The sequence below is a fragment of the Citrobacter sp. Cb004 genome (assembly GCF_030337065.1).
In the GTDB taxonomy this organism is placed as follows: domain Bacteria; phylum Pseudomonadota; class Gammaproteobacteria; order Enterobacterales; family Enterobacteriaceae; genus Citrobacter; species Citrobacter braakii.
Genome location: NZ_JAOWCH010000048.1, coordinates 35,762 through 51,067, shown reverse-complemented (window position 1 = coordinate 51,067; position 15,306 = coordinate 35,762). Strand labels below are relative to the sequence as shown.

Sequence of the window (15,306 nt, the reverse complement as noted above, 5' to 3'; positions counted from 1 at the left end):
TGGACTGCACCCCAAAAGTTGGACACCCAACTGACTAAGGTGCAGTTTTTTATGGCAAAGCCAAAATATTCCCTCGAAACCAGATTAGCTGTAGTTAATCATTACCTTGCCGGACTCGATGGCACACATCGTACCGCTGAACGTTTTGGTGTTGAAAGAACATCGGTGCGACGCTGGGTAAGAGCCTGGCAACTTCACGGTATTGATGGTATTACCTGGAAAAATGACCGCCATTCACCGTCGTTCCGTATTGCTGTAGTCCGGACTGTACTCGCTGAAGAACTTTCCATGCGCGAGGCCGCCGCACGGTTTAATATCTCAACCGAAACCGTTGTCCGGCACTGGGTTAATGTTTACCAGGATGCTGGTGAGAAAGGACTTCTGAGGATAAAACAGGGCCGGAGCAAGGACATGAAAAAACCTAAAAAATCATCTCCACTTACCGATGCTGCACTGGAAACGTTATCGCCCGAAGAACTACGGGCTGAACTCCGTTACCTGCGTGCAGAGAATGCCTACCTAAAAAAGCTGAAGGCCTTAGTTCAAAGCGAGAAAAACGGCAAAAAGCCGCAATAATCAGTGAGCTAAGGCTGGAGTATGCGCTCAGTGATCTTCTGCGTGCCGCGGGTATGTCCCGCAGCACGTGGTATCACAATATGAACGCGCTAAAGCGCATGGACAGGCATGCCGGACTGAAAGATAAAATAAGAGAGATTTACCACTATCACAAAGGACGTTATGGCTACCGCAGGATCACGCTCTCGCTGAAAAAACAGGGGCTGCTGGTGAACCATAAAACAGTGCAACGACTGATGGCAGAGCTGTCGCTCCGGTCCCTGATAAGGGTGAAGAAATATCGTTCCTGGAAAGGCGAAACTGGCAGGGCAGCGCCCAATATACTGAACCGGAACTTCGGCGCGTCAAAAGCCAACGAAAAATGGGTGACAGATGTTACTGAGTTCTCGGTACAGGGTAAAAAGCTGTACCTGTCACCGGTTCTTGACCTGTTTAACCGGGAGATTATCTCCTACAGCCTGTCGGAAAGGCCGGTGATGGAGATGGTTAATACGATGCTGCACGATGCGTTCCTGAAGCTCAGCCCGGAAGATAGCACGCTGCTGCACTCGGATCAGGGTTGGCAATATCGAATGGAAGGTTATCAGGCCAGGTTAAAGGCGAAGGGCATGACGCAGAGTATGTCGCGTAAAGGTAACTGTCTGGACAATGCGGTGATGGAGAACTTCTTCGGGACGCTGAAATCGGAATGTTTTTATCTGAGTCAGTTCAGCAGTGTCAGCGAACTAAGGAAAGCGATAGAGAGCTATATCCATTACTACAACAACGAACGAATAAGCCTGAAATTAAAAGGCCTGAGTCCGGTAGAATACCGAACCCAGGCTCTGAAAGCCGCTTAACATGAACTGTCCAACTTTATGGGGTCAGTCCATTATCGGGCATTTTTGTCAGCAGATAGCTGGCATTAAAGCTAATGTTCTTCCATGTATAGCTATACCCTACGTTCAGGCTGCGTTCTTTCCCTCCAAGCCCCCAGTAATCCTGCTGGTATCCTGATAAGTTGAGTTGACCAAACGAGGCCATGGTCTGGCTGATGGTAATTTGCAAACGACGATGGCGAGCATAGTTGTAGCGATATGAAAAAAGATCATCATCATCATCATCATCATCGTCCTGCTGTTGATTCAATGCTTCGTTGAATGTGTAGTAGTTGCGTGTTGAATAGCGGTATCCCGCAAGCGTCAGATTAGTGTCTGTAGGAGTAAAATTTTTAGAATATTGTACTCGATATGACTGGCCTGACTGATTTTCCTCATCGACCATATTGGTTTGTGACCAAGTGACGTCGGTGGAGAGTGATCCTAGCTGCTTGAGATCCAACCCAGTACCTAAAGCACCCGAACGGTAACTCCTGGCTCCTGTCGCCCCACCATATAGCGTAATTCCCCACGGTAAGCCGTAGATAAGGGTGCCTTGAGCAAATTCTGGTTCATCTGCGTTTCTATCTGAGGCGTGATATTTTCCGCCGACCAGACTGTAGGATATTGAGCCCTGGCGACGCATTACAGGTACAGAGGCCGACGCTTGAATATAAGTTTGCTCGCTACCGTCAGATTCTTTGACGGTGACCTCCATATCACCTCCGGAGGTGATTGGACTAACATCGTGTAGTTCAAAAGGACCTGGTGAAACATAACTCTGATAGATGACATAATTATTCTGACGAATTGTGACTTGCGCGTTAGTTCGGGCGACGCCACGAATGACTGGGGCAAATCCACGCATACTGTAAGGCAACATATTGTCGTTACTTTCCAGTTTTATGCCGCGAAACTGAAAGCTGTCAAATACATCAGAACCTGTCCAGCTATCACCCAAAGTGAGTTTGCTGGTTAATGCGGTAATATTACGCCACAGATAAGTGTCAACATTTTTCCAGTGTCCATCGCTATAATTGAGGTCATTACGTAACCGCCATGGCCCCAGATTTGCACCATTACTCAGACTGATATACTTATCATTTTCATTGCTATTGTCTTGCCAATTTTGCGCACCATTAAAATAATAATTGCTGAAAATCATCGGCAAGCCGTTATCCCACAATTGTGGATCAATAAACCCTGCAGCAGAGGCATTCATTGCAATTTGTGGCACAGACAGCGAAAGACGCAGTGATTCTTGTTGAAACTGCACTGAAGAAGATGGAATGTAATCTTCAATGTTTTCAACGGCAGCATCATCAGCGAGAGCGAGGAAAGCGGCGGAAGCTTTACTGTTGACCCCCATTGCAACGTAGTCTCTTTTAGTCAACATCGGGAGCAGTTTTTGACTTTTAGTATCGAAGGTAAAAGTAATGTCTTTACGAGAAATATGTTGATTATTCATATAAATATCAACGCGATATTTACCCGGTACCAAACCATTATTTTCATTAAAATGTTTAAGTGCTTCAAGCTCACTATCTGAAGCGCCTGATTCCAGTAACCGATAATTAAAAACCTCACGTGAGTAACTACTGTGCATCCAAGTTAACAGGATTACACTTGCGATTATATTAAGTGTAAATGTGCGCGTAGTTCTCATACTATTATCACTTTTCATGGTGCAGCATACTCACAATCTCAGTGAGTATATTTGGGTTTCTGTAGGCTATTTTTTCATCGGAAGTGTGGTGCCACCGTAATCATTAATGGCTGACCACTCAATTCTACTGTTATGAGGTAATGAACTAGTCAATAAATAACTCTGCTCACCAAATGGTGAGATCATCATTTTAATCGCGCCATTACCTTTAAAAGACACCGGCTTACCGTCTACAGATAGTGTACGAAAGGTGACAAAGTAAGGGGTTGGGTTGCTGGCGATGAGTTGATTATTCTTTATTTTAAATGTTAATCTCGTATATGCCGAATTAGCCGTACCAGGCAGATTGTCTGGGCGATAAAAAACCTTCAATTGATTCTGTACGGCAAACTGAAGTTGATTAGGGGTTTGAGCTGATTCTTCATCCATACCTGGAATTGATTTAACATTTAGCCAAAAAATAGACTCTCGATCGTCCGGTAGTTTCTGTGTAGCTGTAAAAATTAAACGAAAAAGACTGTTTTGCTGCGCATCAAGTTTGACCAATGGCGGCGTGACAACAAATGGGGTTTGTTTTTTGGTGTCATTTCCGAAGTCGCTGACCCAGGACTGGACAAGATACGAACGCGTTTTGTCCTGATTGCTAACTTCAATGGGAACCTCACGTGCAGATGAAGGATAAATGATTCGCGTTCCGCGAACGACGACCCCCGCATAAGCAGTGTTAATAATCAGTAAGCAAGATAATAGGAAAAGGGACTGTCTGTTCATGAGCATCACTTGAAATAGAGTAAAAAGAGGTGAATAAACATCCACCTCTGAGGGAGATGAATTAATAATAAGCGACGCGGTAATCAGCAGTTGCCTTACCGTAACCTTCGGTAATATTGGAAGCTGTTCTCACATATACAGCTTTGTAGTTAAAGCTGTGATTGCCATCACCGGTAGATGGACTTATGGAGGACAGCGAGACCGCACTGCTGCTTGCATCAGTCCGATCGGTGGTGAAGTTGATAGGTGTACTTTCGCTTTCGCGATAAATACGGATACCTACGCCACCAGCGGCGTCGCTGCCGCTATCAATCGCCAGGGCAGTTTTATCTGTTGCGTCAGTATTGTTGCCGCTAAATTCAAGGTTAACGCTACCTAGTTGAGAGGTACAACCGGTGAGATCAATATGGAAATTAGTCGCAGAATTTGCAGCCTCATTACCGATGGTAGCTCCGAAATCTGCAACGTCGACAGTTTGCAGGGTTACAGTTTGATCGTTTTGCCCCTCACTTGAACCCTGGACCAGATCACAGGTAGAAGCCGTAATTAAACCAGTAAAATGTACTTTACCTGCAGGTGTATCCGCATAACTTACAGAAGAAACACCTGCCAGCAACACAGAAAGTGCTGGGATAATAAATTTAGCTTTCATTTAATAAAATTCCTTTTTCTATTTAAAAAAATGAATAGTTTAGGGGGGTAATTAACCAATCCTATTGGTGTTTTGTATATTATATCTTATTGCGCGGTTTGTATTTGTACATATAATGAATTGTGATTTTAGAAAAATTAATTTGAATTAAATATTCATGGTGTTTTGTTAGGTGAATTATTCATTATGTAAATGATATTGGGGTTGATCATTGTTAAATATAATTCCCTTGGTATACAAAGTTTTAATTTACTAACCAATTGTTTTAATTGCGCGATCAATTGCTGCGGCTCGCGGAAAAACCTTGCGTTTGTTAATTTTTTGGTGTCTGTTTTTTTATAAAGCATGAATATCCAGACTGCCTAAATTAAATGAGAAAATGGATTTATTGAGTCGAACTATCTTCTGGCCTTCTGATAAACATTCAGCATACTATACTTTTTGTGCCCCACGACACACTCTCTAGCTGAGCTGGAGGGCCTCGTCGTTAATCGGGATGAGTAAACGACCGCAAAGGATAACAACATGTCAGAAGTGATTACCATCAATGACACGCTGGAACTGCGTGCCGTAGAAGAGCAACACGTCACGCCTCTGCATCAGTTGGTGCTTAAAAATAAAAGCTGGCTCCAGCAGTCGCTGAACTGGCCGCAGTTTGTTGCGTCTGAGGAGGACACCCGCAAGAATGTGCAGGGCAATATGATGTTGCACCAGCGCGGTTACGCCAAAATGTTCCTGATTTTTGCTCAAGAAAATGTGGTCGGGGTTATCTCGTTTAACCAGATAGAACCGCTGAACAAAGCGGCTTATATCGGCTACTGGCTGGATGAGGAGCATCAGGGTCAAGGCATCATGTCCCAGGCGCTACAGGCCTTAATCCATCATTATTCGCAGCGTCAGGAGATTCGCCGCTTCGTGATTAAATGTCGCGTAGAAAACGTTGAGAGCAACCAGGTGGCTCTACGTAATGGCTTCCAACTGGAAGGATGTATGCAACAGGCGGAATTCCTTAATGGTGATTACTATGATGTGAATCTCTACGCCCGCATCATTGATGGCTCTTCAGAATAAACCTGCGATAGGCGTGCGCGTAATGCGCTGTTCACCGTTAATCACTTTCGGTCCGCGTAGGTGAATGGTATCGCCATCAAACGCCTGGATATGCGCCTGACCGGTTATCTCAATGTGATGCTCGATCAGCACTTCGCCCAGCACGCAGACGTGGCCTTCAATCAGGATGTGGTCGTCTAACTGGAGCGGTCCACCGCGTAATTGCGCATGGCCGCCGACCAGCACGTGGTGTTTCAGCACGCAGTTACCTTCAACTATCGCGTGCTCCGCCACCTGCGAGCTGTAGCGTAGGGTAGGTATGGCATCTTCTTCACTCCCGGCGACGACGCGCGCATATCCATAGACTTTGGCGCAATCGCAAATCCAGACATTGTTCTCTTCATTACCTTCCACCTGTGCGAAATCAAAAACTTCTGCCCGATGTTCAATAAAGGCATAGTTAATTTTCGCATCGCCATAGATCTGCGCCTGATGCACCACTCGTGAGTGGCTGACAAAAGCCCGATCATAAATTTGCAGGAGCTGGTCGCTTTCACGGGTTAGCCCCCTGGCGGCGATGATTTCAGAGTCACACACCACGCGCGCATCACCAAAGACAAGGCACTCGCCGCGAACCACAGAACCCTGAATTGTGACGTTGTCACGTATTTGCGCATTATGACTGATTTCAGCCTGGTCAATCCACACGGCATCGCTAATTTGCGCGCCATCTCTGACCACGCTTGCCTGAGTAATGCGGGCGTTTCCTGTAATCGTCGCGCCGGAAAATGCGAGCGCGTTTTCATCGTAAATCCAGCAATCACCGCTTTGTGACAGTACGCTTTCATTATCGATCCAGCCTCCGGGCGTGCCGGAATGGACATCATTAAAATCAGTGAGCGCAATGATTTGGCGTAGTAATACGCTTTTTTTATTGCCATTATCCTGGTAACTAAAGGATCGAGACTCATCGCTGAGACGATATTTGGTCATAGCTCATTTCCATGTTGCGCACCTTAGTTAAACGTAGCAAAGTTTTCCGCACTGGCTAAATCAGCGGAAATTCCATAAAATGCATTTCAAATATACTTTAAAAAATAAACAAAATGAGTAAGAACAAGCAGAGTGAGCGGGTCCTCAATCTTCCGGCCGGTTATTTTGGCATGGTACTGGGCATCATTGGGATGGGGTTTGCGTGGCGTTATGCCAGTCAGGTGTGGCCAGTGAGTCACTTGATTGGCGACGGTTTAGTGATCCTCGCAATGGTCATTTGGGGGCTGCTGACGCTGGCCTTTCTTAGCCGTTTACTGCGTTTTCCGCAGAGCGTATTGGCGGAAATTCGTCACCCGGTGATGAGCAGCTTTGTCAGTCTGTTTCCGGCCACAACGATGCTGGTCGCGATTGGTTTTGTCCCGTGGTATCGACCGCTGGCGATTGGGTTGTTCAGCATTGGCGTGGTGATACAGCTGGCCTACGCCGCCTGGCAAACGGCAGGGTTGTGGCGTGGATCGCATCCAGAGGAAGCCACCACGCCGGGTCTGTATCTGCCGACCGTCGCCAATAACTTTATCAGTGCAATGGCCTGTGGCGCACTGGGTTTCAACGACGCAGGATTGGTGTTTTTGGGCGCCGGGGTTTTTTCCTGGCTCAGTCTGGAGCCGGTGATTCTGCAACGTTTACGTAGCTGCGGTGAGTTGCCTGCGGTGTTACGTACTTCACTTGGCATTCAACTGGCGCCTGCGCTGGTCGCCTGCAGCGCCTGGCTTAGCGTTAACGGTGGCGAGGGCGATACGTTAGCCAAAATGCTGTTCGGCTATGGTCTGCTGCAACTGCTGTTCATGCTACGGCTCATGCCGTGGTATTTGTCACAGCCATTTAATGCGTCTTTCTGGAGCTTCTCGTTTGGCGTGTCGGCTCTGGCAACAACAGGGCTGCATCTGGGCCACAGTAGCGAGTCAGGATTTTTTCATACGCTGGCGATCCCACTGTTTATTTTTACCAATTTTATCATTGCATTATTACTGGTACGTACGTTTGCATTGCTGATGCAGGGGAAACTGCTCATCCGCACGGAGCGTGCTGCATTACTGAAATCTGAGGATAAATAATGACCCTTTGCGACGAAAACTACTTTACTGAGAAATACGATTTAACTCGTACGCATTCCGATGTTGTTGAAGCGGCAAAAATTGTTAAGCCAGGTAAAACGTTAGACCTGGGCTGCGGTAACGGTCGTAACAGCCTGTACCTTGCGGCAAACGGTTATGACGTGACAGCATTAGATAAAAATCCCATGAGCATCGCTAACCTTGAGCGTATCAAAGCGGCGGAAGGGCTGACCAATCTGCACGCGAACGTCGCGGATCTCAACGCATTACGCTTTGATGGCGAATATGATTTTATTCTTTCTACCGTTGTGCTGATGTTCCTTGAAGCCAAAACTATCCCTGGCCTTATTGAAAATATGCAGCGGTGCACTAAACCGGGCGGATATAACTTAATCGTCGCGGCGATGGATACCGATGATTTTCCGTGTACCGTGGGTTTCCCGTTCGCGTTTAAAACCGGAGAATTGCGCAATTATTACAGCGGATGGGATCTGCTGAAATATAACGAAGACGTGGGTGAACTTCATCGTACGGATGAAAACGGTAATCGAATTAAACTGCGCTTTGCCACAATGCTGGCACGCAAAACTGCCTGAACCTCCCGCCTGGGTTAACTCTTTCTGCGCTCAGCATTTTTTGTGCCGGGCGTAGAGAGAAAATTGTGCGGTGTTTACCATTTTTAGTACATCCAAAATGAAACGGTTTTGCTATCCTTTTTAAGCATCATTGCGAAAACTAAAGGGATCGTTTCATGCGTACTCAAACTTTATTTAAAGTTGCAGTGCTTACTGGCTTGTTGGCATTATCCGGCTGTGCGTCAAAAGTGACCGCACCGGATAAATATTCTGGGTTTTTAAAAAATTACTCTGATTTGAAGGAAACACAATCAGCATCGGGACAAACCGTACTCCGTTGGGTTGATCCGAGCTACAACGAATCCAAATATGACAACATCGTATATAACCCGGTAACGTATTATCCGGTTCCTAAACCTACCACGCAGGTAGGGCAGCAGGTTCTTGATCAACTGCTGACCTACACCAATACCCAGTTGAAATCCGCCATCAGCAAGCGTAAGCCCCTGGTTACTACCCCTGGGCCACGTAGCCTGATTTTCCGCGGAGCGATTACCGGTGTTGCAACAAGCAAAGAAGGTCTGCAGTTCTATGAAGTGATCCCGGTTGCGCTACTCGTTGCGGGAACACAAATGGCAACGGGTCACCGTACCATGGATACCAACCTCTATTTCGAGGGTGAGTTGATTGATGCTGCGACAAATAAACCGGTAATTAAAGTTGTACGTAAGGGTGAAGGTAAAGATCTGAGCAACGAAAATACGCCGATGGCGTTCGAAACGTTGAAGAAAGTTATTGATGACATGGCGACGGATGCCACCATGTTTGACGTGAACAAAAAACCACAATAATAATCAACGCACCATCTCAGGATGGTGCGTTTTTTTTATGCCACCCGGCGTCGATAGAATAGTTTACCCATCAGCACTTCTGGTCGGGCAAATATCACCATATTCCCCAGTAAAATCAATACCAATCCGGCAATAGCGTTAACTTGCCAGACGTATCCTTCATACAATGTTGACAGCGTTAGCGCAACCAGCGGGAAAAGCAGGGTGCTGTATGCCGCCCTACTGGGACCAATGCGACCTACCAGTGTGAAATAAGCGCCGAAAGCAATCACTGAGCCAAAAATAGCCAGATATAACAGCGCGCTGAGATAGCTGAATGTCCACTGTGGCGTAAAATTGTCCCCGCGCATCAGCGCAATGGCAGCGATCAACAGCGTGCCGTACAGCATGGCCCAACTGTTGGTCGTTAACACTTCCAGCCCTTTTTTCTGGTGACGCATGCTGATCATATTACCCAATGAGAAACCGAAGGTTCCAAGGGCGCTTAAGCCGATACCCAGCAGCAAGGAATGATTGAATCCGCTGTTGAGCAAATCCTGCCAGAACAGAGTAACAATGCCCGTCAGTCCAAGACCGGCTGCGATATAGAAACGCAGCGGTGGTTTTTGCCCAAAAAAGATGAAGCTATTGACCGCATTGAACAGGACGGCCATTGAGAAAATCACCGACTCCAGGCCGGTATTAATCCAGGCTGCAGCCGTATAAAAACACCAGAAGTTGAAGCAAAAAACGCATCCACCCTGTAACAGACAAAACAGATGATCGCGACCAGACAGTTTGCGTAATTTACCGCTAACCAGCAGGATCACTATCATCAGCGAACTGGCAACGGCGAAGCGCCAAAAGATAGAAACCGGCGCAGAAACCGGGCCCTGCTGCAAATAAATCGCAATCCATGTCGTTCCCCAAATTACCACCACCAGGCAGTACAACAGTGCGTTCATACAACTCTCTCTTTTTTGGATTCAGGTTCACACTGTGTCATGTCTGGCGGCAGGAGGCTTTCATCGGTTTGCGGCGGACTTGCAAAATCTTGCGCTTTTTTAGCGTAAAAGCGAAAAGGAAGCTGTTAACAATATGTGGCTGTTATAGACTGAAAGCCTGCTAACTTATTTTGAATGTGATGGTATGCCTCAGCCCTACGATGCCTTTGAAAACTTACGCAAACATAATGCCGTGCTGCATGAATCGGTTGCGTTACATTCAGGGATCCAACTGGCGGCCTGGTCAAACAAGCGCGATACTATCACCCAGTATTGCGATCACCATACGCTCAGTTTATATATCGCGGATGGCTACGAGAGTTACCACAAAACGGCGGGGGGCTGGAAGAATGGCGGCGGACCGGACCGTTTTTGCCTGATGCCGAAAGAGAGCGAGTCAAGTTGGGATATCCGCGACGATCTTTCCTTTGTTCATCTCTATTGTACCGACGAACATCTGCGCGAAGTGGGGGAAAAAGTCTGGGATAAAAGCCCCTATAGCTTCACGCTGGACGAGCACACGTTTGGCAGTGACCCGGGGATCACGGCGGTTTACCGTCAGTTTCTGCTTGATAACGACTGGCAGCAACCGGCCAATCACCTCACGCTCAGCGCGGCATCTTCGCTACTGTTAACGCATCTGATCCAGCATTACAGCAACGTTCAATGGCGACTGCCCACCGTCACCGGGGGACTCGCGCCCGTCACCTTGCGTAACGTGGTGGCCTATATTGACGCGCATCTGGCGTACCCAATCACCCTGAACGATCTGGCTAGCGAGGCGGCGCTTAGCGAATTCCATTTTGCCAGAATGTTTCGCCAGTCGATGAATATGGCACCGCATCAGTACGTGATGCAACGTCGTATGGCGCTGGCGCAGCATCTGGTCTGTTACACTTCACGCAGTTTGTCAGATATTGCGATGACCTGCGGATTCAGTTCGGCAAGCCATTTTAGTAACCGGTTTAAACAGGTAACCGGTAAAACGGCAACGCAGCTACGTGCGGCGAAATAACGTCAACACGGCGTAGCAGATACCGCCGACGACCAGCCCCCAGAATGCAGATCCAACCCCCAATAACGTCAGGCCGCTGGCCGTGACCAAAAACGTAACGATGGCTGCGTCGCGTTCCGCTTCATTATGCAACGCCTGATACAAACTACCGCTAATTGTCCCGAGCAAGGCCAGACCGGCCAGCATCTGGATCCAGCTTACGGGTAGTGCCGCCATTAGTCCTGTGACTGAACCGCCAAACACCCCTGCCAGAAGATAGAAGACGCCAGCCGCGGCGGCGGCGAGCCAGCGTCGTTTGGCATCAGGATGCGCTTCGGGACTTTGGCAAATTGCGGCGGTTATGGCGGCAATGCAGATGGAGTAGACACCAAACGGCGAAAACAGCAGCGCCAGCAGGCCGGTAAAGATAATGAGCGGTGAAACGGGTAATGAATAGCCCGACGCATTCATAGTGGCAATACCTGGGGCATTTTGCGAAGCCATGGTAACCAGAAACAGCGGCAGCGCAATGCTGATACTGTGGGCAAATGAAAAGTGTGGGGCAATAAACGCAGGCATGACCGGCGATAAATTCACTCCGCTTGTGACAATGTCACCTTTTATTAGCGCGATAGCGATACCCGCCAGCATCGCGGCGATCGTCGCGTACCGTGGGGCTGTGACTTTAAATACCAGCCATGCCACCAGCATACTACCGCACAAAATAAGCTCACTGTTGAGGCTATTAAAGGCCTGCAGACCAAAGCGCAGCAGGATCCCGGCCAGCATGGCTGATGCCAGTGAGTGGGGGATTATTTTCATCAGACGGGCAAACAATCCGGTTATGCCGCACAGCACGATCAACGCATTAGCCACGATAAAAACGCCGATAGCATCCTGAATCGATACCCCGTGCAGACCCGTAACCAGCAGCGCGGCGCCAGGTGTTGACCAGGCCGTGAGCACAGGAGCGCGATACCATAACGTCAGCGCCAGCGTACTGACGCCCATTGCAATCCCCAGTGCGGTCATCCAGCCCGCGATTTGATCGGTGGTCGCACCTGCGGCCAGGGCCGCTTGCCAGATAATGGCAGCCGAGCTGGCGTAACCGACCAGGACAGCCACAAACCCCGATAATACGGTGGGCAGTGGGATGGAAAATGCGCGCATAGTCACTCCGTGTGCGTTATAACGGTCAATCAATGTAGCACTGTGCGTTATAGCGTACAAGTGCTAAGCTGTAGCCTTGAGAAAGGAGAGTCAGGAAGGCGAAAAATGGAAAACTTAACCCACTATCTGGCCACAACGCTCCGCACGCTACGTCACCAGCGGGAATGGAGCCTGTCACGTTTGGCGGAGGAAACCGGCGTGTCAAAAGCCATGTTGGGGCAGATTGAGCGCAACGAATCCAGCCCAACGGTGGCGACATTGTGGAAAATTGCCACCGGACTGAACGTGCCATTCTCGACGTTTATTTCACCGCCAGAGTCAGACGGCGCACCAACATTCGATCCCCAGCAGCAGTCGATGGTCGTCACGCCATTGTTTCCGTGGGACCCACAGCTGTGCTTCGATCATTTTTCGATACAGCTGGCACCTGGCACACTCAGTGAATCGACTCCGCATGAAACCGGCGTTATAGAGCACGTGGTGGTGATAAATGGGCTGCTGGATATGTGTATTGAGGGGCAGTGGCGCACCATGAAATCCGGCGAGGGGGTGCGTTTTGCGGGAGACAGGGCGCATAGCTACCGTAACAGTAGCGAACAAACGGTTCACTTTCATTCCCTGATCCATTACCCGCGCGGTTAATCGGGAAAACTATTCCGAAAAGCCGCGCTTGTGACTACAATAGCCGCCATTTTTACCACTTGTGGATGGTAACAACTGTATGCGCCAGCAGCCTCATCACCTTGAATTGTTAAGCCCGGCCCGGGATACCGCCATTGCACGTGAAGCCATTTTGCACGGCGCTGACGCCGTTTACATTGGCGGACCGGGTTTTGGCGCGCGTCATAACGCCAGTAACAGCCTGAAAGATATCGCCGAACTGGTGCCGTTTGCGCATCGTTACGGGGCGAAAATCTTTGTGACGCTAAATACAATCTTGCATGATGATGAGCTGGAGCCCGCACAGCGATTAATTACCGATCTGTATCAGACCGGCGTTGATGCCCTGATTGTGCAGGATATGGGGATTCTGGAGCTGGATATTCCTCCCATTGAGCTGCACGCCAGCACCCAATGTGATATTCGCAGCGTCGAGAAGGCGAAGTTTCTTTCTGACGTCGGATTCACCCAAATTGTCCTCGCGCGCGAACTGAGCCTTGAGCAAATAAACGCCATCCATCAGGCTACGGATGCGACTATTGAATTTTTCATTCACGGTGCGCTGTGCGTCGCCTATTCAGGCCAGTGTTATATTTCACATGCGCAAACCGGACGTAGCGCTAACCGCGGTGACTGTTCTCAGGCTTGTCGCCTGCCGTATACCCTGAAAGACGATCAGGGGCGCGTGGTGTCCTATGAAAAACATCTGCTGTCGATGAAAGATAACGATCAGACCGCCAACCTCGGCGCGTTGATTGACGCAGGCGTGCGCTCCTTCAAAATTGAAGGGCGCTATAAAGACATGAGCTATGTGAAGAATATTACCGCGCATTATCGTCAGATGCTGGACGCCATAATTGAAGAGCGCGGCGATCTTGCCCGTTCTTCAGCCGGGCGTACCGAACATTTCTTTACTCCATCCACGGAAAAGACCTTCCATCGCGGCAGCACCGATTATTTTGTGAATGCCCGTAAAGGGGATATCGGCGCATTCGACTCACCAAAGTTCATCGGTCTGCCGGTTGGCGAAGTCCTGAAGGTGGCAAAAGATCATCTCGATGTTGAGGTAACAGAACCGCTGGCCAACGGGGATGGTCTGAACGTGTTAATCAAGCGTGAGGTCGTCGGATTTCGCGCCAACACCGTTGAAAAAACGGGGCACAATCGTTATCGGGTGTGGCCGAATGAAATGCCCGCCGACCTGCACAAAGTGCGCGCCAACCATCCGCTGAACCGCAATCTCGATCATAACTGGCAGCAGGCGTTGACCAAAACCTCCAGCGAACGCCGCGTCGCGGTCGATATTGAGCTGGGCGGCTGGCAGGAACAGTTGATCCTGACGCTCACCAGTGAGGAGGGGGTGAGTATCACCCATACGCTGGACGGCCAGTTTGAGGAAGCGAACAATGCAGAAAAAGCGTTGAGCAACCTACAGGATGGCCTGGCAAAACTGGGACAAACGCTGTATTACGCCCGTAATATTCAGGTGAATCTGCCGGGAGCATTGTTCGTGCCTAACGGTCAACTGAATCAGCTGCGACGTGAAGCGGTCGACATGCTGGATGCCGCTCGTTTGCAAAACTATCAGCGCGGTCGCCGTAAACCGGTTGCCCAGCCGGCGCCGGTTTACCCGCAAACGCATCTGAGCTTTCTGGCTAACGTCTACAACCATAAAGCGCGAGAGTTTTATCACCGTTATGGCGTGCAGTTGATTGATGCCGCCTATGAGGCGCATGAAGAAAAGGGCGATGTGCCGGTGATGATCACCAAACATTGCCTGCGTTTTGCATTTAACCTGTGTCCGAAACAGGCGAAAGGAAATATCAAAAGCTGGAAAGCCACGCCGATGCAGTTGGTTAACGGCGATGAGGTCCTGACGCTGAAATTTGATTGCCGACCGTGCGAAATGCACGTGATCGGCAAGATGAAACATCACATTCTGAAGATGCCGTTGCCGGGCAGCGTGGTGGCTTCCGTCAGCCCTGAAGAACTGCTGAAAACGTTGCCAAAGCGTAAAAGCTAACGGTTAGCTCTGATGTGTATCGGGTTTGCGTGATTTTTGCCAGTAATGGTGTTCGCGAAGATCGGCGGCGGATTCTTCCGCCGTCATTCGTAGTTCATCGCTGTCGGCTGTGTGTCGTAATAAGTGATCGGCATCCTGCACCTGAAGATATTCATGTCCCTGATTAGTAGCGAGAAGCTGACCGGAAAAAAGCGCGCTGGCCAGCAATAACACCGTTAACCCTTTCTTAAACATCATGCACCCTCTGGTACGTTAGCTGCGGAATTGACGATAATTTCGCCAGGTGACTATTCAATATTTTAATCGGGTTAATGACAATCTCTGTTTTGTCATTTCGATGTTTTTTACATTTTTGTTTAGATAACGTTGG

Annotated in this window: 15 protein-coding genes; 8 read left to right on the top strand and 7 right to left on the bottom strand. The window is 48.9% G+C overall.

What is annotated here, in order from left to right; genetic code table 11:
* The first annotated feature begins 51 nt into the window (after window positions 1–51).
* Window positions 52–1,415, top strand: a protein-coding gene (locus tag OGV65_RS08215) for an IS3 family transposase (RefSeq protein ID WP_155849795.1) whose coding sequence is annotated in 2 segments (ribosomal slippage) — window positions 52–529 and window positions 529–1,415 — 1,365 coding nt in all. Because the reading frame shifts where the segments join, the coding sequence is not laid out codon by codon here.
* 16 nt (window positions 1,416–1,431) lie between these two features.
* Here the strand turns inward: OGV65_RS08215 and OGV65_RS08210 are convergent.
* The 3 genes from OGV65_RS08210 to OGV65_RS08200 all read right to left on the bottom strand — a co-directional run bounded on the left by OGV65_RS08210 (window position 1,432) and on the right by OGV65_RS08200 (window position 4,522).
* Complete coding sequence (locus OGV65_RS08210; RefSeq protein WP_286454834.1) at window positions 1,432–3,117, bottom strand: fimbria/pilus outer membrane usher protein; 1,686 nt, start codon at window positions 3,115–3,117, stop codon at window positions 1,432–1,434.
* Window positions 3,118–3,165: 48 nt separating this feature from the next.
* Window positions 3,166–3,870 carry a fimbrial biogenesis chaperone gene (locus OGV65_RS08205; RefSeq protein ID WP_286454833.1) on the bottom strand — a complete coding sequence of 235 codons (705 nt, stop codon included), beginning with the start codon at window positions 3,868–3,870 and terminating at the stop codon, window positions 3,166–3,168.
* A gap of 61 nt (window positions 3,871–3,931) precedes the next feature.
* Window positions 3,932–4,522 (bottom strand): fimbrial protein, encoded by a 591-nt coding sequence (locus OGV65_RS08200; RefSeq protein WP_153690346.1) that lies wholly within the window; start codon window positions 4,520–4,522, stop codon window positions 3,932–3,934.
* Between the two features lie 525 nt (window positions 4,523–5,047).
* Between OGV65_RS08200 and rimL the strand changes: the two genes are divergently transcribed.
* Complete coding sequence (gene rimL, locus OGV65_RS08195) at window positions 5,048–5,593, top strand: 50S ribosomal protein L7/L12-serine acetyltransferase (RefSeq protein WP_153690347.1); 546 nt, start codon at window positions 5,048–5,050, stop codon at window positions 5,591–5,593.
* On the opposite strand, the gene ydcK is transcribed toward rimL, so the two are convergent.
* On the bottom strand, window positions 5,585–6,565 hold the full coding sequence (gene ydcK, locus OGV65_RS08190) for a YdcK family protein (RefSeq protein WP_286454831.1): 981 nt from the start codon (window positions 6,563–6,565) through the stop codon (window positions 5,585–5,587). The genes rimL and ydcK overlap by 9 nt on opposite strands.
* Window positions 6,566–6,678: 113 nt before the next feature.
* Between ydcK and tehA the strand changes: the two genes are divergently transcribed.
* The 3 genes from tehA (at window position 6,679) to OGV65_RS08175 (ending at window position 9,106) form a co-directional block, all read left to right on the top strand.
* Complete coding sequence (tehA, locus tag OGV65_RS08185; protein ID WP_103766334.1) at window positions 6,679–7,680, top strand: dicarboxylate transporter/tellurite-resistance protein TehA; 1,002 nt, start codon at window positions 6,679–6,681, stop codon at window positions 7,678–7,680.
* A complete protein-coding gene (tehB, locus tag OGV65_RS08180; RefSeq protein WP_049282403.1) occupies window positions 7,680–8,276 on the top strand; it encodes a tellurite resistance methyltransferase TehB in 597 nt (198 codons plus the stop codon). The genes tehA and tehB overlap by 1 nt, the downstream gene beginning before the upstream one ends.
* A gap of 155 nt (window positions 8,277–8,431) precedes the next feature.
* The gene (locus tag OGV65_RS08175; protein ID WP_019076834.1) at window positions 8,432–9,106 is read left to right on the top strand and encodes a DUF3313 domain-containing protein; all 675 of its coding nucleotides are present in this window, start codon (window positions 8,432–8,434) and stop codon (window positions 9,104–9,106) included.
* A gap of 35 nt (window positions 9,107–9,141) precedes the next feature.
* Here the strand turns inward: OGV65_RS08175 and OGV65_RS08170 are convergent, their stop codons facing one another.
* The gene (locus tag OGV65_RS08170; protein ID WP_286454830.1) at window positions 9,142–10,050 is read right to left on the bottom strand and encodes a DMT family transporter; all 909 of its coding nucleotides are present in this window, start codon (window positions 10,048–10,050) and stop codon (window positions 9,142–9,144) included.
* Between the two features lie 184 nt (window positions 10,051–10,234).
* Between OGV65_RS08170 and OGV65_RS08165 the strand changes: the two genes are divergently transcribed.
* Window positions 10,235–11,104 carry an AraC family transcriptional regulator gene (locus OGV65_RS08165; protein WP_286454829.1) on the top strand — a complete coding sequence of 290 codons (870 nt, stop codon included), beginning with the start codon at window positions 10,235–10,237 and terminating at the stop codon, window positions 11,102–11,104.
* On the opposite strand, the gene OGV65_RS08160 is transcribed toward OGV65_RS08165, so the two are convergent.
* Window positions 11,087–12,253, bottom strand: coding sequence for a benzoate/H(+) symporter BenE family transporter (locus OGV65_RS08160; protein ID WP_153690351.1), 1,167 nt, complete (start codon window positions 12,251–12,253; stop codon window positions 11,087–11,089). The genes OGV65_RS08165 and OGV65_RS08160 overlap by 18 nt on opposite strands.
* Before the next feature lie 105 nt (window positions 12,254–12,358).
* Between OGV65_RS08160 and OGV65_RS08155 the strand changes: the two genes are divergently transcribed.
* On the top strand, window positions 12,359–12,895 hold the full coding sequence (locus tag OGV65_RS08155; protein WP_153690352.1) for a helix-turn-helix domain-containing protein: 537 nt from the start codon (window positions 12,359–12,361) through the stop codon (window positions 12,893–12,895).
* Between the two features lie 79 nt (window positions 12,896–12,974).
* Window positions 12,975–14,936 (top strand): peptidase U32 family protein, encoded by a 1,962-nt coding sequence (locus OGV65_RS08150; protein WP_019076832.1) that lies wholly within the window; start codon window positions 12,975–12,977, stop codon window positions 14,934–14,936.
* 3 nt (window positions 14,937–14,939) lie between these two features.
* Here OGV65_RS08150 and OGV65_RS08145 read toward each other — a convergent pair whose 3' ends face one another.
* Entirely contained in the window at window positions 14,940–15,170 is a 231-nt protein-coding gene (locus OGV65_RS08145; protein ID WP_016153158.1) for a DUF2554 family protein, read from the bottom strand.
* Window positions 15,171–15,306: the final 136 nt, after the last annotated feature.